The organism is Vibrio sp. B4-6, assembly GCF_963888245.1.
Lineage (GTDB): Bacteria > Pseudomonadota > Gammaproteobacteria > Enterobacterales > Vibrionaceae > Vibrio > Vibrio anguillarum.
The window spans coordinates 32,520-52,800 of sequence record NZ_CAWPIM010000001.1 but is presented as its reverse complement, the minus strand read 5'-3'; the positions used below and the strand labels follow the sequence as shown (position 1 = coordinate 52,800).

The following is a 20,281-nucleotide window of genomic DNA, read 5'->3' as shown; positions in this document are numbered from 1 at the left end:
TATTAGTATTAATTATCCAGTCAATATAGACCAATTTCTCGAAATTAATTGCCTAATTCTCTAATTGTCGTATTCTTCCTTCAGTTTTGATAAGGGGGCATTATGAGTAAATTGGCGCAACTGATGCAGCAATACATTGAAAAACAATCTTTAGATCATTTGGAAGGTATTCACCAAACGGCAGTGCCGGGCGTATTGTTTTATCGCAGCAGCCGCGGTAATGGTAGACAACCCCTTGTGTATCAATCCGGTATCATATTGTTGGGGCAAGGACATAAACGCATTCATATTGGTAGCCAACCCGTAAATTATGGCCCCAATGATTACTTGGTTGTTGGGGTACCTTTACCACTTGAGTGCGAAGCTTTTGCGTCAGAAAGTGAACCGTTATTGGGCTTGACTATTAATATCGATCACTCACTTCTCCTTAAACAGGTTGATCGACTTGAGGCTTCTGGTTTTTTATCTGATTGCATAGACAAATCAAAATGCGGGCTGAAATCAGTAGAAATGGGCGCAAAGATGCAAGCAAGTGCGATTCGTTTGATGTCTGCATTGGTTGATGATCTTGAAGCTAAAGTGCTTGGCGAAAGCTTAGTCGAGGAGATTGTGTTTCGGGCATTAACCAGCGAGCACGGTTATGTGCTTTTTGATCTCGCTCATCAAGAAGGGCACTACGCCCGGATAGCCAAAGCGTTGAGTAAAGTACATCAAGAATATGATCAGTCCATTACCGTTCAGTTACTCGCCGAAGAAGCCAATATGAGTGTTTCGGCGTTTCACCACGCCTTTAGGCTGGTGACGTTAGAATCTCCTTTACAATATTTAAAAAAAGTCAGGCTTAACAGAGCGAAAGAGCTGATTCGTGTGGAAGGCAAGCGTGTGAACGATGCCGCTCGTTTAGTTGGTTATGCCAGCGCATCTCAGTTTAGTCGAGAATATAAGCGACATTTTAATGAAACCCCAAGAGGAGTACAGCGTTAGAAATAGCGCATAAAGTTAAACTCTACATTTTTGTAACAATTAGTGTTATTGCATATTTTTTGCTCTTTTTGATAGTGTATAAGTTAAATAACCGGCAGGTAGCCCGTATATCGTTCTGATTTCGGCGCTTTTTTTAGAATCGGAAAATTAACTAATAATTAGTTGTTGATGCAAAATAACGATGTCTCTTTTGCAGAAATAGTGCAACTTGTTGCGAGTGATTTTTGATATTTGAACAAATTGAGGTGCTTATTTATCGCTCTGTCCTACAGTTGTTTCACGTGAGAATTAAAGTCTGGTTTCTTCTTGATACGAGGCTTTTTATAGTGAAACAATAACTTAAGGAATGAGCAGCTATGCATTTAAACAACAGGACAGTGGCAAAGGGTGTTTTTACATTGAGCACTTTAACGGCCTCTTGCTTGATGGCTTTTAACAGCTATGCAGCCGTTGATTGCACGACACTAAGCCCTTGGGAATCGTCAAAAGTTTATACTGGCGGTAACAAGGTTCAGCACAGTGGTACCGCCTACCAAGCTAACTATTGGACTCAAGGTAACGATCCAGCCAACTTTTCTGGTGATTATGCCCAGTGGAAAGTGTTGGATGTTTGCGCCACTTCCGGTGGTGAGAACCAGCTACCGACCGCGAATCTCTCTTCACCTTCCGCAGCAGATGTGATTGCTGTCGGTGATACCGTAATATTAAGTGCGAACGCAACCGATAGTGACGGCAGCGTTGCTCGAGTCGAGTTTTCTGTCGATGGTGCAATTGTGGGTATAGTCACCACGGCACCTTATAAAGCCACGTGGGTCGCAACCGCTGGTCAGCATGAATTCAGTGTTGTAGCCATCGATGATAAAGGTGATGCCAGCGTGAAAAGTGCAACGACCTTAACGGTGAAAGAGGCACAACAACCAGGCAACCAGGCTCCAACTGTTGATATTACGCTCTCTGCGGTCTCCGTTGACGTGGGGGCTTTAGTCACCTTAACCGCAAACGCTGCTGATACTGATGGAAGCGTCGATAAAGTTGATTTCTTCGTTGCGGGAACGCTGGTTGGAACGGCTGTTAGTGCTCCGTATACCTTAGAATACACCGCGACAAAATCGGGTAACTTGGCGGTGTTTGCACGCGCCACTGATAACCTTGGTGCGACGACAAATTCCACGTTAGCGACTTTAACAGTCAATGGCGCGCCAATAGCTAATAATTGTCGTCCTGATGGTTTATATCAAACCGAAGGTGTGAATGTACCTTATTGCACCGTTTACGATGCGGAAGGTCGTGAGATCATGGGGGCGGATCATCCACGTCGTGTGATCGGTTATTTCACCAGTTGGCGTGCGGGTGATGATCCGCAATCGGCTTACCTTGTAAAAGACATCCCTTGGGAGCAGCTCACGCACATTAACTATGCCTTCGTCAGCATAGGTTCCGATGGCAAAGTGAATGTGGGAGATGTGAACGATCCCAATAATGCGGCAGTGGGCAAAGAGTGGCCAGGGGTTGAGATTGATCCTGCATTAGGCTTTAAAGGTCATTTTGGTGCGTTGGCAACAGCGAAGAAAAAATTTGATGTTAAGACCTTAATTTCTATCGGAGGCTGGGCTGAAACTGGCGGGCACTTTGATACGGCAGGCAACCGTGTCGCCGATGGTGGTTTTTATACGATGACAACCAACGCTGATGGCTCTATCAACCACGCTGGTATTGAAAAATTTGCAACATCGGCTGTTGAAATGATTCGTAAATATCAATTCGATGGTGTCGATATCGACTATGAATATCCAACCTCAATGGCGGGCGCAGGTAATCCAGATGATAAAGCGATTATGGAACCTCGCCGTGCTTATTTATGGGCGTCGTACCAAGAGTTAATGAAGGTACTACGTCAGAAGCTTGATCAAGCATCGGCACAAGATGGTCACCATTACATGCTGACGATTGCAGCACCGTCTTCTGGTTATCTATTGCGTGGTATGGAGACGTTTGATGTCACTCAGTATCTTGATTATGTGAACATCATGTCTTATGACTTACACGGCGCATGGAATGATCACGTGGGTCACAACGCGGCTTTGTACGACACTGGTAAAGATTCAGAGTTAACACAGTGGAACGTATATGGTACGGCTCAATACGGTGGTATTGGTTATCTCAACACTGACTGGGCTTATCACTATTTCCGCGGCTCTATGCCCGCAGGGCGCATCAACATTGGTGTTCCTTACTACACGCGTGGCTGGCAAGGTGTCACGGGTGGAGAGAATGGTTTATGGGGGCGAGCGGCATTACCTAACCAAGCGGAATGTGCTCCGGGCACTGGTGAGGGTGAGAAAAACAACTGTGGCCACGGCGCGGTGGGTATTGACAACATGTGGCACGACACCGATCCGAAAGGAAACGAGATGGGCGCAGGTTCAAACCCAATGTGGCATGCCAAAAACCTAGAGAAGGGAATTTGGGGCTCTTACGCCCAAGCTTATAACCTTGATCCAGTGAATGAGCCTGCCGATCAACTTGTCGGTCTTTACCAACGTCACTACGACAGCGTTGCTGTCGCGCCTTGGCTGTGGAATGCCGATAAAGGGGTGTTCTTATCAACTGAAGATAAAGAGTCTATCAACACCAAAGCCGATTATGTCATCGATAAAGAGATCGGCGGCATCATGTTTTGGGAGTTAGCAGGCGATTATAACTGTTATGTATTGGACGCTAATGGTCAACGCACTCAAGTGGATTCAACAGAGCAAGCTTGTGCAAGCGGAAATGGCGAATACCACATGGGTAATACCATGACGAAAGCAATTTATGACAAGTTTAAGTCGGCAACGCCTTATGGTAACACGCTTGCAACAGGAACGATTGCCAGTGAAACCGTAGACATCGCGGTCTCCGTTGGTGGATTTAAGGTGGGTGATCAAAACTACCCAATCAATCCGAAAATCAGCTTTACTAACAACACAGGTCAAGAGATCCCAGGTGGTACTGAGTTCCAGTTTGATATCCCCGTATCTGCACCGGATAATGCTAAAGACCAATCTGGTGGTGGTTTGAAGGTGATTGCTTCTGGCCATACTCGCGCCAACAACGTCGGTGGTTTAGACGGCGTCATGCACCGCGTAGCGTTTAGCTTACCTAATTGGAAAGCTCTGCCCGCAGGCGGCGTGTATGAACTGGATATGGTTTACTATCTGCCTATTTCTGGGCCTGCAAATTACAGCGTAAACATTAATGGTGTCGATTACGCCTTCAAGTTTGAACAACCGGATCTTCCACTTGCTGACCTATCTTCTGGTGGCAGTGACGGTGGAGATACTGGCGGTGGCGATACCGGTGGTACCACGAATCCTAGCAATGTCATTACTTGGGTTCCCGGATCCACACAGGTGAAAACTGGCGATGTTGTGATTTACAACGGGAAATGTTTTATTGCCAAAAACAACCCCGGCGTTTGGGAGTCACCGACTCAGTCAAATTGGTTTTGGGATGCAACAACGTGCCCATAACCGAGCGTGATTAATCGGTATGTTTTGAACTCAGTGTAAAGTAAGAAGCCTTAGCGTGTGCTAAGGCTTCATTTTAATGAGGGATAAATTGAGTGGGCAAAAAATATAGGTTTAGAATTGATAACTTTCGGGTACCACAACAATGCCATTTTCTGAAATACGGAAACGCTGGGCATCTTCAACTGGGTTTAAGCCAATTTGGGTATGTGGAGGGATTTTTACATGTTTATCAATAATACATCTCATGAGCTGACACCCTGCGCCGACTTCAACATCATCAAATAAAATGCTATCGACCACTGTTGCACCATCATCAATTCTGACGTTTGAAGAAATAATGGAGTGTTGTACAGAACCTCCAGAGTTAATCACACCGTTTGAAATGATCGAATTAATGAATATACCTTCGTTACCTGTTGCAGAAGAAACCGTGCGCGCAGGTGGGTATTGCGCTTCGTATGTTCGAATGGCCCAGTTTTTTTGGTATAAGTTCATTGGTGGAACGGGTTCGAGTAAATCCATGTTAGCGTTATAAAAAGAATCAAGTGTTCCGACATCACGCCAGTAACAATCTTTAGCGACTCGCCCCCGGTCACCGCAAAACTCATACGCATAAACAGCATGGCTTTCAATCAATTTGGGAATGATGTCATTGCCAAAATCGTGACTCGAGTTTTCCAGCTCAGCATCATTAATCAAAGCACTTTTTAATACTTCCATATCAAAAATGTAGATCCCCATAGAAACTAAGCTGCGATGAGGATTATTGGGCATGGAGGGTGGGTCACTTGGTTTTTCGATGAATGAGGTGATTTTGAAGTTATTATCCACATTCATCACGCCAAAGGCAGAAGCTTGTTCTCTTGGGACATCCATGCAGGCGATAGTCAGTGCAGCATTTTTTTGCTTATGAGCTTCGAGCATAGAGGCATAGTCCATCCGGTAGATATGATCACCAGATAAAACAACGACGTGTTTGGCATCACTGCGTGAAAGTAGCCACATATTGTGATAGATAGCGTCCGCCGTTCCTTCGTACCATTTTCCGCCTTTTCTCATCTGCGGGGGGATCACAGAAATGAATTCGCCGAGTTCTGGATTGAAAATAGACCAGCCATCACGTAAATGTTTTTGTAATGAATGAGATTTATATTGAGTCAGGACCAAAATCTTTCGCAGCCCTGAGTGTAGGCAGTTGGTGAGTGTAAAATCAATGATTCGATATTTTCCACCAAAGGGTACAGCCGGTTTTGCTCTGTCATCAGTTAGCGGAGATAGCCGCGAACCGACGCCACCTGCTAACACAACGGTTAGTGTTTCTTGCATCTTATTTCTCCCTAAATATGTGCAATCTATTTACCATATTAGAGAGTAGTACAAGTTTTAAGCCAAAAGTAAAAATGATAGCGAACAATACGTTACAAACTAAGTTTGCGATAATTGCACGAAAATAAACCCATTTTATTTCTCGATGCACTTAAATGGTGCTAATTGTTAAGCAAATTCTTCCATCTCGACACTGGTCAATACCGAGACAAGATTACGTCCCGAAGCTTTTGACTCATACAATGCAATATCGGCCCGTTTATACACTTCTTCTGGTTTTTCTGTAATGTCAGTGATGCCACCACTGATCGACACTTCTAAACGATGATTTAAGTGAACGGCTACTCGTAAACGGTGCATGACCAACTCAGCTTCTGCCAGTGGTGTATGAGGCATAATGATGGCAAACTCTTCGCCTCCGATGCGAGCTAAAAAGTCCGTTTCTCTTAGGTGCTCACTTAATTGTGTTGCGACAGAACGAATGATTTTATCGCCTTCTGCGTGGCCTAATTTATCATTAATGCGTTTAAAATGGTCGATATCAATAATCGCTAAGCACGACTGCACTTGAGCTTGGTAACGTTTTACGCGTAAGCATTCTGAACGCATTTCTTGATCAAATTTCCTGCGGTTCCAAATGTTGGTGAGCGCATCTTTCTCGCTGAGCTCACGCAGGCGATTTTCTAGCTCTTTGCGATGACTAATATCAACAAAGGAGGCCACATAAAACTGAATAATTCCGTCTGAATCACGGATGGTTTGAATACGTAAGATCTCGGTTTGCATTGAGCCATCTTTACGCTTATTAATGACTTCACCTTCCCATAGCCCTTCGTCTTGCAGCACTTTCCACATATTCATGTAAAAAGCTTGATTGTGTTTACCGGAGGAAAAAACGGAAGGTTGTTTACCTCTTACCTCGGCTAAGGTGTAGCCGCTGATCCGGGTAAACTCATTGTTTACTTTGATAATGCGGTTATTACGATCGGTAATCACCATAGCGGACATACCATTCATCGCCGCCCTAGCCAGTTTGCTCTCAATACTGTTTTTATCGTGGTTTGCGTTCCAACGAATAAAACCGGCCGCAATCGTCATTACTAATAGCGCGATGCCAACCGCTTGAAAGCCAATTTTTAGCTCTGTGGCAGAAAGCAATTTATTGAGCGCATCACCATTTAATGACTGAATTAGGTAAATTGGCTCCATTTCAGGGAATATGGATTGCAAAGGAACCTGAGTAAAACTATACCAGCGGTTGTTATCCCATACCGTGCCAGAAGCTTGCTCTTGCATACTTTTCCAGAGTATAGGGACGACACTGTTCACATTCATCAGGTGGTATTTCGACGGGTTTTCTTGTTGAGATAAGATCTCATTTTCATGATGAATATACTGCCCCTTGAAACTGATGATGTCTGGGCGACTCAGTGAATTTAACCTCTGGTTAAATTTTTTGTACAACTGGGTTAAATTAAGATTTGCTACAAAATAGCCTTGCCTTTTTCCATCAAAATCTATTGGTGCAATAATCCTAAATACTGCGGTTATCTGGGAAGTAGCACCATAATTTTCTTCTTCTCTTTCACTATCAACACCGAAGATCCCAATTTGGTTTGGGGAAAGGTTTTGTGCATACTGAAAATAGTCTCGGTGCAATTTGTTTTTTAGTTGTGATCTTGGTACTGCTTCTGTTGATCCATTACTCTGATTCACGCGAATTAATTCGTTACCCGCTATATCAAAAAGCCTGAGCCGAGAATAAAGGGTTTGAATACGAGCTGCTAATAACCAAAACGCCTGTACCGCTTCGATATTTTCGGTGGAGGGAAGACGTAATGCGCTGTACAACATGGTGTTGTTTGACAATATTTGAGTGGAATTGTAAACGTCATTAAACGCAGTAAGCAGTTCGTGCTTATTGTATTCGAGTTGAGAATGGCTTTTTTGTTCGATCATTTGCACAGTTTGTTCATGAGCTTTGTCGAATTCTTTGACGAAATAAAGAAAGGGCACAACCCCAAGCACGACACTAACAAATAGCCATTGAGCTAAGTATTTATAGAAAGAGCGAAACATAGCGGCACATATAAGTTATTGAGTGCATAGTATATCGCTGATATATGAGAAGTCGCTTCCAAATATCTGATATCGTGGAGTACATCAAATTTGTGGGGTAATTCTGTTGATACAAAGAGTAAAAAGAAGCGCACAAGTAGCGAAGAAGCATCATGCGCTTAAGCCTGAAGGCCGCTTTACGTTTTAGAACTGAAAACGAACATTCATGACGATCTGTGGGCCGTAAACGCCGTTGTTTTTGGTTTCAGCTCCTAACGATAATTGTTCGGTAGAGTGAAAACGTAATCCAGCGCAAAATACCGAGTGTTCATCGTTCTTACCCAGTTTAATATTGGCTTCAATTTGGCTCGATAACCAGATCCGGCTGCCAATATTAAACTCCAACTGGGTTTCGCTTTTGCCACCCTGTTCATCGGTAGGTCTAATGTGGTGAACAAGCATTTGTCCGTAGACATCAGCAAATTGGTTTATTGGACCGTTAAAGCCAATTCCGCCAGCGGCATCCCAATCTCCGTCAAATCTCGAATCGTAACGAGCGACCAGGTGTGTGTTATCGGTTAAATAAGTACTAAATTCTGCACCTGAGGATTCAGGGCTGATAGCGGTTCTGACTTCAAAGAAGTTATAATTAAAATTGTTAGCTTGCGCAGAGAAAGAAAGAACGCATGACAAACCGACTAGGCCTAGTGAGTACGCTTTTTTATACATGTACGCTTCGTCCTGAAAAGATGAAAATTAAGCTGAATAAGATACAGCAATGGCCTGCAAATTACAGGCCATTTTCACAAAAAAATCCATCTTATTTTTTGTGTTTTACCATCAAGAGAGCAATAAACAGTAATGATTATAGAACTTGGATCTGATCCACTTCGATTTCAGGTGTCAGTCCTCCTTCATATTCGCCATAAAGGCGAACCTTAGTCTCGGCATTGAGTGGTGCTGTGAAGTGGATATCATCATCCAGTTCTACTTGAATCTCACCGTTGCCATCACTGAATACGAATGTGTCTTTTCTGATTTGACGAATCAACTTTCCTTCAACCACAACATGCTTTTCTGTAAACATATTGGTGTCTTTTAGCAACGATTCCACAGACGTAAGTTCGATAGGACCATTGTAATTGATGGTATTACTGTTTTGGTTATGGTTACCTGCAAAAGCGAAAACAGGAGCAATAATCATCGAAGCTGCTAGGGCTAGTGTTGTACGTTTCATTTTTAATTCCTCTATGGGTTTGTTGTTTTGATGAAGCGATTTAAACACTAAGATGTTGAACACACTCTGAGCGGAACATTAATATTCCATTCATTTTATTGAGTGAGTAGCAGCTGTGACGGTATGATTACCAGCAAACGTCTATCGTAGAGTTAATATGGAATCAACATTAAGGTCATTGATGGTGCAGGGCACCACTTCCGACGCTGGAAAAAGTGTGCTAGTTGCAGGCTTATGCCGAGTGTTAGCACGTCGAGGAATAAAAGTAGCCCCTTTTAAGCCGCAAAACATGGCGCTCAATAGTGCGGTGACGGCCGATGGTGGCGAAATCGGGAGAGCGCAAGCTGTTCAGGCTCAAGCGTGTGGCGTTGAGCCATCGGTACACATGAACCCTGTATTACTCAAGCCAAATTCAGACACGGGTGCGCAGGTTATCCTGCAAGGCAGAGCGCTCTCTAATATGGAAGCAACGGGTTATCACGATTATAAGAAAGTCGCGATGAATACTGTGCTTGATTCCTACGCTCGGTTACAAGCCGAGTATCAAAGTGTCATGATTGAAGGGGCGGGAAGCCCGGCTGAAATCAACCTACGCGAAAACGACATTGCTAACATGGGGTTTGCTGAAGCGGCCGATGTACCTGTGATTATCATTGCCGATATTGATAGAGGCGGTGTATTTGCTCATCTGTATGGCACGTTAGCGCTGCTTTCTGAATCGGAACAGTTGCGTGTAAAAGGGTTTGTGATTAACCGCTTTCGAGGTGATATTGCGTTACTGCAATCTGGCCTTGATTGGTTAGAAGCAAAAACGGGTAAACCCGTCATTGGTGTGCTGCCTTATTTACATGGCTTTGATTTAGAAGCTGAAGATGCGATCACTCAAGCGCAAACCCTCAGCAGCAACAATAAATTGAATATTGTGGTGCCAGTGTTAACTCGTATTAGTAACCATACTGATTTTGATGCGTTGCGTTTAAATCCTGATGTTGACTTACGTTATGTGGGAAAGGGTGAACGGATCGAAAATGCGGATCTGATTTTGCTTCCAGGCAGTAAATCTGTAAGGGACGATCTTGCGTATCTTCGCTCGCAAGGTTGGGATCAGGATATCAAACGTCACTTGCGTTTCGGAGGCAAAGTGATGGGCATTTGTGGTGGTTACCAAATGTTAGGTCGGGTAATTCGCGATCCACTCGGCGTTGAAGGTGAAGCGGGCGAAAGTGAAGGACTGGGGTTGTTGAACGTCAGTACAGAACTCACCGCTGAAAAAACGCTCAGGAATGTTCAAGGCGAGCTTATTTTACCGCAAGGTAAAGCGAAGCTCTCAGGCTACGAGATCCACGTTGGACGCACAACGCTCGATGATGCATCCTCAGCAATCATCACGTTAGACAATGGCAACCGTGACGGTTTATTAAGTGATTGCCAGCAAGTGTTGGGGACTTACATGCACGGAATTTTTGATAGTTTTCCTGCAACTGAGCTTATCTGTCGCTGGGCTGGTGCCGCTGATATAAGTTATTACGATCATGTGGCGCAAAAAGAACAAGCCATTAACCGCATTGCGGATGCGATTGAAGAGCATTTGAACTTGGCCTTATTATGGCCAGAATTAACGGAGCGTTAACATGAGAAAAATACTGCTCTCTATCGTCGCCATGCTGTGCTGCACGGCGGTTTATGCACAAGAGAAAATCACTGTTTATGCAGCGTCATCCATGACGAATGCGGTTAATGAATTGATTGCGGCTTACCAGCCGAAACAACCGTTAGACATTGTGCCCGTTTATGCGGGTTCATCCGCGCTTGCTCGTCAAATTGAGCAAGGTGCACCAGCGGATATTTTCATTTCAGCCAATGATAACTGGGTTACTCACTTGCTTAACAAGAACATTGTGACGAGCGATAAGGTCACATTGTTGGCTGGAAATCAGCTGGTGCTTATCGCCCCTCAATCGTCGAAGCTCAATTCGCTGGTAGTAAATGATGTTGCGGCATGGCTTGACGCCTTGAACGGTTCACGTTTAGCGATAGGTAACACAATGGCGGTGCCTGTGGGAATGTATGCCAAAGAGGCACTAGAAAAGTTAAAAGTGTGGTCGTCGCTCGCCCCTATGCTGGCTCAAACCAATAACGTACGTTTAGCGCTTGCGCTAGTTGAACGTCAAGAAGCCGCACTTGGTATTGTATATAAGACGGATGCATTGATGAGCAATAAGGTCAAAGTGGTACACGAATTTGATTCAAGCCTACACAGCGCCATCCATTATCCTTTAGTGCAGCTAACTGAGCGTGATACGGTGAATCAATTCATGCTTTTTTTACGCAGCGATCAAGCAAAAAGTATCTTACAGAACTACGGTTTTAGCGTGATGACAGGAACGGATTCCTTTGCTTTCTGAGTACGAATGGGTTGCACTGCAACTGAGCTTAAAAGTCGCGATTTATACCGTGCTTTGGCTCTTACCGCTGGGAATGTTTTTTGCGTGGCTACTCGCCAGAAAGCAGTTTTGGGGTAAAAGTATACTGGATAGCCTAGTGCATTTGCCGCTCGTATTACCGCCAGTGGTTGTGGGGTATCTTCTGTTGATCACCATGGGTAAACAAGGCGTAATTGGGCAATGGCTTGATAATATGTTTGGCTTGCGTTTCAGCTTCAGTTGGCGTGGAGCCGTGTTGGCGTGTGTCATCATCGCACTGCCCTTGATGGTTCGTGCGATTCGTTTAAGCCTTGAAAGCGTCGATCCTAAGTTAGAGCAAGCGGCTCGAACCTTAGGCGCTTCACCACTCAAAGTTTTTTTGACCATTACATTACCCTTAACGATACCCGGGCTGATCACTGGCGCGATGCTCTCTTTTGCTCGCAGCCTAGGTGAGTTTGGAGCCACCATTAGCTTTGTGTCCAATATTCCCGGTGAAACACAAACGCTTCCTCTTGCGATGTATAACTTTTTAGAAACGCCAGGAGCCGAAATGGAAGCGATGCGTTTGTGTATTATCTCCATCGCGATTGCCTTGGCTTCGTTATTCATTTCTGAAGTGATTAGCCGCCGAATGACTCGGCGCTTAGGGACTCAATGATGAGTGGGTTAAAGATTCAATTTGAAAAACAGTTAGGTGATATCAAGCTTAATGCGGATTTGGTTTTACCAAGCCGTGGTATTTGTGCGGTTTTCGGGCGTTCAGGGGCGGGGAAAACCTCCTTCATCAATATTATCAGTGGATTGGTGAAGCCTGAACTTGGTGAAATCGAGATCAATGGCCGCATCCTATTTAGCCAACGAAAAAAGATTAACTTGCCTGTTGAAAAGCGCAACGTTGGTTACGTTTTTCAAGATGCTCGATTGTTTCCACATTACACCGTTTATGGCAATTTAAACTATGGTGTCAAAAAAAAGGATGCCGACCACTTCGCCGCCATCGTAAAATTATTGGCTTTAGCGCCATTACTTACACGTTATCCGCATGATTTATCGGGTGGGGAGAAACAGCGAGTAGCGATTGGCCGAGCCTTACTATCCAAGCCCGATATTTTATTGATGGATGAGCCGTTGGCATCGCTCGATATGCCGCGCAAACGTGAAGTGATGCCTTTTTTGGAAGAGCTGGCTCATAGCGTGCATATTCCAATTCTCTATGTGACGCACAGCATGAATGAAATTTTGCGTCTGGCTAATCATTTAGTTGTGTTAGAGCAGGGCGCTGTGCTGATAAGCGGTGAGCTAGAGCAAGTGTGGTCTTCAAATTATATGCGTCCTTGGCAATCATTTGCCGACCAAAGTAGTCTGTTTTCTGCCCACATCTGCCAGCACAACAAAGATTATGCGCTCACACAGGTCTTACTTGCAGATGATGTCAAACTTTGGGTGCAATATGTGGAAGGCGAGGTAGGCTCTGCACTGCGATTACAGATCCGTGCAAATGATGTTTCGGTGGCGCTTGATAAGCCAAACCGGACGTCAATTCGTAATATTCTGCCTGCGCAGATTTGCCAGCTTGAAAAGCAGCCTCAAGGTACTGATAAACAGAGTGTGGGGATAAAACTCAAGTTAGGCGAAGGGTGTTACCTGTGGGCTACGGTAACCAAATGGGCGGCCGATGAGCTACAACTGGATGTTGGTGATTCGCTGTATGTGCAAATTAAAGGGGTGAGCGTGTCGCAGCGTGATATCGTCTTAACGCATTAATGTTTTTCATTATTAATGTATTGATTCAATAACCTAAGCCTCTCTTATCTCGAGTTCAGGTTCAATAGAAAAAGCCGTCATATAAAATTGACGGCTTTATGCTCAATGATGTGCGTTTTATTTTGCAAACACGTCTTTAAAATCGCGTTTTAGAATCGGGTCGCGGCGTGCTTTTTTGATCTGTTTAACCATATCTTTCACACAGTTATGCAGCACTTGATCAAGAAGCTCTGCTCGGTACTCTTCTTTATCTTGGTCTGTCATCTCTTTCGGTAAATTCAATGTTGGGAACTCCTCCATGACATTGACACCAGCAAAGGCTTGGCTGACAGAGATCAACGCATGAAACTGTTCAAAATTATCCAACACATTTTGCGCACTGGCTGGTAGAGAGTTCCAAGACTCGCGTACCGCTTCTTCAGAGACTTCATGTATAGACACGACCATGTAGTACATCTCTTGTGGCACTTGATCAAATTCAATTACTTGGCGCAATTCTGGCGAGATGGCGTCTAAGTCCACTACAGGTTGTTCGGTTTGCTTTACTTCAGACATGAAGATATCTCTTTAGGGGAAAAGCTACATGCTAAAAATTTATAGCGAAAAGTCAATATTGTGCGCAAAATTAAACAAAGAAAGTGAATAAATCTATGTTATACGTAAGCATATGATTGAAATTTAAAGGGGTTACAGATGGTAAGTTCGGGCTCTTCTATGAGGATCTTACTGGTCGATGACGTACAACTGGATCGAATGCAACTCACCATTCGTCTTAAGCAGCTCGGTCATCACGTGGAGGCGGTTGCCAGTGGACAAGCGGCATTGGATAGCTATTGCCAATTTGATCCAGAACTGATTCTGATGGATATTTCGATGCCCGGCATGAATGGTTTTGAATTGTCGAAAAAAATACGTCAGCAATACCATGAATGGGTGCCTATTATCTTTTTAAGTGGGCATGATGAACCGTCGATGATCGCGCAAGCGATAGAGGCAGGCGGTGATGATTACTTAACCAAGCCAGTCGATAAACTGGTACTCAACTCCAAATTATTAGCCATGCAGCGTATTGCAAGTATGCGTCGAGAGCTTAAACGCGCAACGGTTAAACTTGAAGAGCTAAATGGTGTTTTGCAGCAGCAAGCAAATGAAGATGGCTTAACGCAAGTCTTTAATCGTCGATTTATAGATGACAAGCTTAAAGAGATGATCAGTTGGCATGGGCGGCACAAATTTCCCATGAGCCTCATTTTAATCGATGTGGACTATTTCAAACGGTTTAACGATAACTACGGCCATATAGAAGGAGATAACTGCTTGATTACCATTGCGCAAACGGTGAATCAGTTATTTGTGCGTACTGGTGAGTATGTAGGGCGATATGGCGGTGAAGAGTTTTTAGTGCTGCTGGGCAATGCCAATTATGAACAAGCACTGATTGCCGCTGAGCGAATCCAACAATCAATGATTAAAGCACACTATCCTCATCAATACAGCGAAATTGCCGATCATGTCACCTTATCTCAAGGTGTCATCTCGTTAACGCCGAATGGCACTGAGTCTATCGCTAATATTTACAATCTGGCCGACGAAGCCTTGTACCAAGCAAAGCATCAAGGTAGAAATTGCTTTATTTCTTACGATGTTACCAATGCAGCATTAAGCTAATACACACACTTCACTCGCTCTTTTTTGTTAGCACTTAAGCAATATGGTGTACACTAGTACTAACGCTTTGGATTAGAAGTCAGGATGCATATATCAACTTTTTTGGCTCATGGGTGCACTTTATGGACGGATTGCAGTATTTTTCACCAGATAGGGTGGCGGACATGGTGGGTGAAGAGAATGTGAATGAGATGCTGTGCGGCTATCGAACAAGCCTATTGGAAGCTTTGAATAAACTTAGCAATGCGTTTTGTGGCAACCAAGTTGAGGTGATTCATCACATTTCACACACGATGAAATCGTCATCTCGGTTTGTCGGAGCGGATGTATTAGCATTTGAATTCCAGAAACTTGAAGCCGCAACTGATAATCTAACCAATGTTACTCAAGACACCGAGTTTTCAATCAGTTCTATCAATGATCAAAGTAAGTTGTTGTTGGACGAAATCAACCAATATATGAATAAATAAAACAATGAAGCTAAGTGAGAATCAAATGGAAAAAGTACATTTGAAGGTCATGTGCATAGATGATGATGTTTTTATGCTTAAAGCCATTGCTCGTTTGATCAGGCGTATTCGTCCAGAATGGGAAATCATACTGGTTTCGGAGCCGCTAAATTGGTTGTCAGAATGGAATAAGCATAATTGCCAACCACCAGCCATTATCATTTCAGATTTACTCATGCCGCATAAATGTGGCGATGAGCTGTTAGAAGAGGTAAAGCAGACTTACCCGCAAGTAGTGAGAGCTCTTTTAACTGGTAATACGCAGGAAAATCTGCCTCAAAAAGCGCATGCGTATTCCCACTTCGTTCTGCCTAAGCCATTCACACAAGAGGACTTTGAACGCTTATTTGAATGTACCGAACGTCTTTATCAAATGCCGTTTAACAATGAGTGCCGAACTAAACTCGGAAGTTTGAAAGATCTTCCGGTATTACCCAATTCGATACACCGTTTACAACAAACGATTGCCTCTCCTACTTGTGATCTTCAATCGATCGCAGACACCATTAGCCATGAGCCTGTATTAGTCGCACGAGTGTTTCAAATTGCCAATTCTTCTTACTTGGGTTTTCGTCGAACCACTGATTCACTATCGGAAGCTGTTGGACGTTTAGGCGCGACTTTAGTGGAGAGTATCGCCATATCGTTATTGAGCCATCACGCTAACAGCTTAGTTTCAAAAAAGGCCCACCAAGATATTTCAGAACAGGCGCTGAGGGTGAGCTATATATCCCGTTTACTGGCTAAAAACTTGGGGTACTCCCTACAAGATAAAGATCGGGTGTTTGTCTCAAGCTTGCTTACCGCAATCGGAAAATTGATTTTGATGGAGGAAGGCGCTGATATCCATAATGTTGATTCTTTCTTAGAGCTTCAACAAGAATATGCTGATTACTACATAGTAACGGCATACATGCTGATGATATGGGGATACGGTTCAGAGATTGGAGAGATCGTTCTTAATCAAAGTAAGAGTGATTTTTTTTCAGATGACAAATCTGTTGTACTTGGAAGTATTGTGGGGCTTGCAAATCGCATAGAAGCATGTAGGGGAAATGAGAGCTACCAAACACTGATTGATGGTGTACCAAGTTCCATTGCAAGCGTATTAGTTGAGCTAAAACCCATATTTATTGAGTAATTATATAATTACTTTTTTTGATTAGAGGGAGCGAGCATGGCAATTAAAATTACAATAGCAGACGATTCAAAGATGTCGAGAAAAGCGGTAATGAGGGCGATTCCTGAAGAGTGGGATGTAGAAATCAGCGAAGCCCAAAATGGCAAAGAAGCCCTAGTCAATTACCAAAATGGGTGCGCTGAAGTGATGTTTTTAGATTTGACCATGCCAGAAATGGATGGCTTCCAAGTCCTAGAATATCTGCACAGCGTTGATGCTAAAAGCATTGTCATTGTCATTAGTGCCGATATTCAACCTTTTGCTCAGCAGCGCGTAAGAGAACTCGGTGCAGTCACCTTTTTGCAAAAACCACTTGACCCAGCACAGCTAAAACAAACATTGCACGAGGTAGGACTATTATGACAATGGCACTTTCAGAAGACCATAAAGACGCCCTGCAAGAATTTATGAATATCTCAATGGGCAGAGCAGCAAATAAACTGGCTACCTTGCTTAATTTGCACGTCACTATATCTGTACCCAGTATTGGAGTGGCAACGGATGAGGATTTAGCGCAACTGCAATCTTATGAAACCGATTATTACTACACTCGGCAGTCTTTTTTTGGTGGCATGGATGGTGAGTTAGTGACCTTAATGAGCAGAAAAGGCTGTGAACAGATAGTGAGCGATCTAAAACAATCAACAGGTGATGCTCAAGATGTCGTGAGCCTAGAGGAGAGCATTTTAGATATCTCGAATATTTTATCTGGTGCAAGTCTAAAGGGTCTATGTCAGCAAATAGACATAAAAACTAAAATTCAGTCTCCAGTGCTGTTTTATCCGTCAACACAGCCGCTTCCCATTTCTCAGTGGAAGCTATCTTTAATTATGGAAATCTCTTTTTTAGTCGAAAAAGCGTCATTCTCTGCTAAAACCATCATCTGTTTTGCAGACAACGAATTGGACAAGGTACTCATTCACCTCGATGAGTTGATGTAGGAGTTTGGAATGGGAAAAAGCCGCTTACTGCTTTCTGATCTGCTGGATCAACTCTCTTTTGCGTTGTGCATAGTACGGCAGGATTACATTATCGTGAAAGCTAATGACTATTTCCAATCCCGAGTCATTTTTGATGGTGATGTGATGCAAGGAAAGAACATACTTGAACTATTTCCTCATTCCGCCGACTACCTTAAACGAAAAATTGATACGGCATTGGTGATTGAAACTTCAAGCTTTAGTAGTTGGGAGCAGAAGCCTCACCTATTGCCCTTTAAAAGTTCCCGCCCTGTATCGGGTGAAGAAGAACAGATGTATCAAGATTTGGAGATCATCCCTATTCATAGTGAAGATGGGACTATCGAGCATGTCTGTATATGTGTCTATGACGTAACAATTCAAGCTAGTCAGCAGCAGGAACTTAAGCGCATTTCGCATCAATTAGAGCAAGAACATCAAGCGCAAAAAGTATTGATTAAAAAACTCGAAGATGCACAAGGACAACTACTGCAATCAGAGAAAATGGCCTCTATTGGGCAGCTTTCAGCAGGCATCGCCCATGAGATCAATAATCCAGTGGGGTTTATCACATCCAATATTCAAACACTGAGTGACTATTTTCAAACGCTAGCCGCCGTTTTAGAAGGGATAAAACAGCAGGTTTCACAAGCAAATGATACCGCTCTAGCGGCAAAGTGTGAGTCATTACTACAAGAGAAACAGATTGATTTTATTTTAGAAGATACGGCAGATTTGATTTCAGAATCACTAGAAGGTTCATCTCGAGTAATGGCCATTGTGAAAAATTTGAAAGAGTTTTCACACGTTGATGGTTCTGAATGGAGCTATGCAAATTTGGAAAACTGTATCGAATCAACGCTGAAAATCATCAATAACGAAATCAAATACAACATTACTTTAGAGAAGATATATCAAGAAAACGTGCCTGACGTGTATTGCCAGCCAATGCAGATTAACCAAGTACTTCTTAATATTCTTGTCAATGCAAGTCAGGCGATTGTCGGAGAAGGCACCATCACCATCTCATTAGCTAAGTTAAATGAGAAACAGGTTGAAATTCGCATTAAAGATACGGGAAGTGGTATTCCTGATGCGATTAAAGATCGCATCTTTGAACCCTTCTTTACCACCAAAGCGGTTGGGTCCGGCACAGGATTAGGTTTATCAGTTTCGTACGGGATCATCAATGGTCATAAAGGCACCATTGCAGTTCATAGCGAAGTGAATAAAGGTACTGAATTCATCATTACGTTGCCAATAGACGCAATCGAATTGGCTACACTAGCAATAGAGTGAAAATTATCGTTATTTGATTAGGGAGTATGCATGTGAGTAAAACCCAGCAACAGGAAGAAAATAGACGCTTTCAAGAAGAACACAGCTTGGACTCAACATTTCACTACGTCGTACTTTCTTTGCTAGGAGTTATGTTTTCAAATCAATCACAAGAAGACAAGTTAGATCAGTTTATTACTCATGTTCAGCCTTTATTCCCTAATACACATATCGTGCTATTTTCTTACAATTCTGAGCAGAGGCTCAAGATACTGCGTTCTAGTTTTCCAATCACCGATGCAATGAAGTTAGGCACATACCCGGTCTTAGCCGATACGGAGTTTAGTTACTTCCCTGATTTAGCCAATGATGCGGGGAAATTCTCAGACTATCACAATGACTTTCCTGCTTGGAAAAGTGGCGTTACCTTTTCCGTCTCCTCACTGACGCGGCGCTATAGCCTGTTTCTTGCGCGAACAACGCTGAATGCTTTTGACTTAAGTGAATTAGAAAAAATCCAAGAAGGCATGTTACTGGTTGAGATGGCCTTAAAATTACTGTCGTCTATGCGGGAGAGTAGTAGTGATCTTCAACGAAATGAGCAAGATGCAAAAAGGGTTTCTTTAGGTAAATTGGCCGCCGGTGTTGCGCATGAAATCAATAATCCACTCGGCTTTGTGATGAGTAATTTCAACACGTTAAGTTCCTATCTTGCCCAAGTGAAGGCACACCCAGAGATCCAGCAGATCAACGACCGTCAGTTGGCAGAAATACTTGATGATAGCGAGTCTATCATTGTGGAAAGTTTAGAGGGGCTTTCGCGTATTAAAAACATTGTAGCGAGCTTGAATGTGTATTATCACGAGTCCAAATTATCAGTTGGAATGGTCGATTTAAGAGACGTGGTTAGCTCTGCGACTAATATGGTGTTGGGTGAAATGAAGCTGAAAGCACGCTTAAATTATGAACCTCCTCAAATACCATTTTATGTTCTAGGGCAAACCCATAAGCTCCAACAAGTACTGATTAATTTGTTAGTCAATGCGTTACAGTCATTCTCCCATACTGATGGTGAAGTCAATGTCGCCTTGTATATGGAAAACAGCTTATTAATCGAGAATAAATCTAGTGTCTGCCTATCGGTATGCGATAACGGTAAAGGCATTTGTCCGGAAGATTTAGTGTACGTTTTTGATCCTTTTTTTACCACCAAGCGTATCGGTGATGGCGCAGGACTTGGATTATCTGTTGCGAAAGAAATCATAGAAGAGCACCTCGGGAAAATTGAAATTCAGTCGACGATAGGTCAAGGAACCTGCGTCTATATTCGTTTACCGCTTTATGTTGCACCTCATCATTCGATGAAAGGATTGGGGTAAT

Annotated in this window: 18 protein-coding genes; 13 read left to right on the top strand and 5 right to left on the bottom strand. The window is 43.3% G+C overall.

The genetic code is table 11. From position 1 onward, the window contains the following. Positions 1-102: 102 nt before the first annotated feature. Positions 103-984 carry an AraC family transcriptional regulator gene (locus tag AACV20_RS00235; RefSeq protein ID WP_017047225.1) on the top strand — a complete coding sequence of 294 codons (882 nt, stop codon included), beginning with the start codon at positions 103-105 and terminating at the stop codon, positions 982-984. A gap of 356 nt (positions 985-1,340) precedes the next feature. Then, entirely contained in the window at positions 1,341-4,496 is a 3,156-nt protein-coding gene (locus tag AACV20_RS00230; RefSeq protein WP_170907737.1) for a chitinase C-terminal domain-containing protein, read from the top strand. A gap of 111 nt (positions 4,497-4,607) precedes the next feature. Here the strand turns inward: AACV20_RS00230 and glgC are convergent, their stop codons facing one another. From glgC to AACV20_RS00210, 4 genes are all read right to left on the bottom strand, one after another. Beyond that, positions 4,608-5,822, bottom strand: coding sequence for a glucose-1-phosphate adenylyltransferase (gene glgC / locus AACV20_RS00225; protein ID WP_170907736.1), 1,215 nt, complete (start codon positions 5,820-5,822; stop codon positions 4,608-4,610). 168 nt (positions 5,823-5,990) lie between these two features. Further along, positions 5,991-7,901 carry a sensor domain-containing diguanylate cyclase gene (locus tag AACV20_RS00220; RefSeq protein WP_170907735.1) on the bottom strand — a complete coding sequence of 637 codons (1,911 nt, stop codon included), beginning with the start codon at positions 7,899-7,901 and terminating at the stop codon, positions 5,991-5,993. 183 nt (positions 7,902-8,084) lie between these two features. Beyond that, positions 8,085-8,609, bottom strand: coding sequence for a hypothetical protein (locus tag AACV20_RS00215; RefSeq protein WP_017046411.1), 525 nt, complete (start codon positions 8,607-8,609; stop codon positions 8,085-8,087). A 136-nt stretch (positions 8,610-8,745) separates the two neighbouring features. Beyond that, positions 8,746-9,117: a YgiW/YdeI family stress tolerance OB fold protein gene (locus AACV20_RS00210; protein WP_026029118.1), complete on the bottom strand. Its 372-nt coding sequence runs from the start codon at positions 9,115-9,117 to the stop codon at positions 8,746-8,748. Positions 9,118-9,274: 157 nt separating this feature from the next. Between AACV20_RS00210 and AACV20_RS00205 the strand changes: the two genes are divergently transcribed. Genes AACV20_RS00205 through modC form a run of 4 tightly spaced genes read left to right on the top strand, consistent with a single transcriptional unit; the run spans position 9,275 to position 13,307 of the window. Continuing rightward, a complete protein-coding gene (locus AACV20_RS00205; RefSeq protein WP_170907734.1) occupies positions 9,275-10,747 on the top strand; it encodes a cobyric acid synthase in 1,473 nt (490 codons plus the stop codon). 1 nt (position 10,748) lies between these two features. Beyond that, on the top strand, positions 10,749-11,522 hold the full coding sequence (gene modA / locus AACV20_RS00200) for a molybdate ABC transporter substrate-binding protein (RefSeq protein WP_017048761.1): 774 nt from the start codon (positions 10,749-10,751) through the stop codon (positions 11,520-11,522). Continuing rightward, complete coding sequence (modB, locus tag AACV20_RS00195; RefSeq protein WP_017046414.1) at positions 11,512-12,201, top strand: molybdate ABC transporter permease subunit; 690 nt, start codon at positions 11,512-11,514, stop codon at positions 12,199-12,201. Before modA ends, modB begins: the two co-directional genes overlap by 11 nt. Further along, positions 12,201-13,307: a molybdenum ABC transporter ATP-binding protein ModC gene (gene modC, locus AACV20_RS00190; RefSeq protein ID WP_170907754.1), complete on the top strand. Its 1,107-nt coding sequence runs from the start codon at positions 12,201-12,203 to the stop codon at positions 13,305-13,307. Before modB ends, modC begins: the two co-directional genes overlap by 1 nt. A 117-nt stretch (positions 13,308-13,424) precedes the next feature. Here the strand turns inward: modC and AACV20_RS00185 are convergent, their stop codons facing one another. Further along, on the bottom strand, positions 13,425-13,862 hold the full coding sequence (locus AACV20_RS00185) for a DUF3069 domain-containing protein (RefSeq protein WP_017046416.1): 438 nt from the start codon (positions 13,860-13,862) through the stop codon (positions 13,425-13,427). Positions 13,863-14,000: 138 nt separating this feature from the next. Here AACV20_RS00185 and AACV20_RS00180 point away from each other — a divergent pair, with 138 nt between their 5' ends. From AACV20_RS00180 to AACV20_RS00150, 7 genes are all read left to right on the top strand, one after another. Continuing rightward, positions 14,001-14,975, top strand: a complete 975-nt coding sequence (locus AACV20_RS00180) for a diguanylate cyclase domain-containing protein (protein ID WP_170900256.1) — start codon at positions 14,001-14,003, stop codon at positions 14,973-14,975. Between the two features lie 164 nt (positions 14,976-15,139). Then, positions 15,140-15,445: an Hpt domain-containing protein gene (locus AACV20_RS00175; protein WP_017048759.1), complete on the top strand. Its 306-nt coding sequence runs from the start codon at positions 15,140-15,142 to the stop codon at positions 15,443-15,445. A gap of 4 nt (positions 15,446-15,449) precedes the next feature. Next, the gene (locus tag AACV20_RS00170; protein WP_170888499.1) at positions 15,450-16,625 is read left to right on the top strand and encodes an HDOD domain-containing protein; all 1,176 of its coding nucleotides are present in this window, start codon (positions 15,450-15,452) and stop codon (positions 16,623-16,625) included. A 36-nt stretch (positions 16,626-16,661) separates the two neighbouring features. Further along, the gene (locus tag AACV20_RS00165; protein ID WP_013867878.1) at positions 16,662-17,027 is read left to right on the top strand and encodes a response regulator; all 366 of its coding nucleotides are present in this window, start codon (positions 16,662-16,664) and stop codon (positions 17,025-17,027) included. Continuing rightward, positions 17,024-17,605, top strand: a complete 582-nt coding sequence (locus AACV20_RS00160) for a chemotaxis protein CheC (RefSeq protein WP_013867877.1) — start codon at positions 17,024-17,026, stop codon at positions 17,603-17,605. The genes AACV20_RS00165 and AACV20_RS00160 overlap by 4 nt, the downstream gene beginning before the upstream one ends. Positions 17,606-17,614: 9 nt before the next feature. Beyond that, positions 17,615-18,922, top strand: a complete 1,308-nt coding sequence (locus tag AACV20_RS00155; RefSeq protein WP_017047214.1) for a sensor histidine kinase — start codon at positions 17,615-17,617, stop codon at positions 18,920-18,922. A 26-nt stretch (positions 18,923-18,948) separates the two neighbouring features. Further along, complete coding sequence (locus AACV20_RS00150) at positions 18,949-20,280, top strand: sensor histidine kinase (protein WP_170907733.1); 1,332 nt, start codon at positions 18,949-18,951, stop codon at positions 20,278-20,280. The last annotated feature ends 1 nt before the right edge of the window (position 20,281 follow it).

Excerpts from the sequence above, each read along its gene's own strand:
- AACV20_RS00220 (WP_170907735.1), bottom strand. The coding sequence starts at position 7,901 with ATGTTTCGCTCTTTCTATAAATACTTAGCTCAATGGCTATTTGTTAGT.
- AACV20_RS00205 (WP_170907734.1), top strand. The coding sequence starts at position 9,275 with ATGGAATCAACATTAAGGTCATTGATGGTGCAGGGCACCACTTCCGAC.
- AACV20_RS00160 (WP_013867877.1), top strand. The coding sequence starts at position 17,024 with ATGACAATGGCACTTTCAGAAGACCATAAAGACGCCCTGCAAGAATTT.
- AACV20_RS00165 (WP_013867878.1), top strand. The coding sequence starts at position 16,662 with ATGGCAATTAAAATTACAATAGCAGACGATTCAAAGATGTCGAGAAAA.
- AACV20_RS00150 (WP_170907733.1), top strand. The coding sequence starts at position 18,949 with ATGCATGTGAGTAAAACCCAGCAACAGGAAGAAAATAGACGCTTTCAA.
- AACV20_RS00230 (WP_170907737.1), top strand. The coding sequence starts at position 1,341 with ATGCATTTAAACAACAGGACAGTGGCAAAGGGTGTTTTTACATTGAGC.
- modC (WP_170907754.1), top strand. The coding sequence starts at position 12,201 with ATGAGTGGGTTAAAGATTCAATTTGAAAAACAGTTAGGTGATATCAAG.
- glgC (WP_170907736.1), bottom strand. The coding sequence starts at position 5,822 with ATGCAAGAAACACTAACCGTTGTGTTAGCAGGTGGCGTCGGTTCGCGG.
- modA (WP_017048761.1), top strand. The coding sequence starts at position 10,749 with ATGAGAAAAATACTGCTCTCTATCGTCGCCATGCTGTGCTGCACGGCG.
- AACV20_RS00170 (WP_170888499.1), top strand. The coding sequence starts at position 15,450 with ATGAAGCTAAGTGAGAATCAAATGGAAAAAGTACATTTGAAGGTCATG.
- AACV20_RS00180 (WP_170900256.1), top strand. The coding sequence starts at position 14,001 with ATGGTAAGTTCGGGCTCTTCTATGAGGATCTTACTGGTCGATGACGTA.
- AACV20_RS00155 (WP_017047214.1), top strand. The coding sequence starts at position 17,615 with ATGGGAAAAAGCCGCTTACTGCTTTCTGATCTGCTGGATCAACTCTCT.
- AACV20_RS00185 (WP_017046416.1), bottom strand. The coding sequence starts at position 13,862 with ATGTCTGAAGTAAAGCAAACCGAACAACCTGTAGTGGACTTAGACGCC.
- AACV20_RS00235 (WP_017047225.1), top strand. The coding sequence starts at position 103 with ATGAGTAAATTGGCGCAACTGATGCAGCAATACATTGAAAAACAATCT.
- AACV20_RS00175 (WP_017048759.1), top strand. The coding sequence starts at position 15,140 with ATGGTGGGTGAAGAGAATGTGAATGAGATGCTGTGCGGCTATCGAACA.
- AACV20_RS00210 (WP_026029118.1), bottom strand. The coding sequence starts at position 9,117 with ATGAAACGTACAACACTAGCCCTAGCAGCTTCGATGATTATTGCTCCT.
- AACV20_RS00215 (WP_017046411.1), bottom strand. The coding sequence starts at position 8,609 with ATGTATAAAAAAGCGTACTCACTAGGCCTAGTCGGTTTGTCATGCGTT.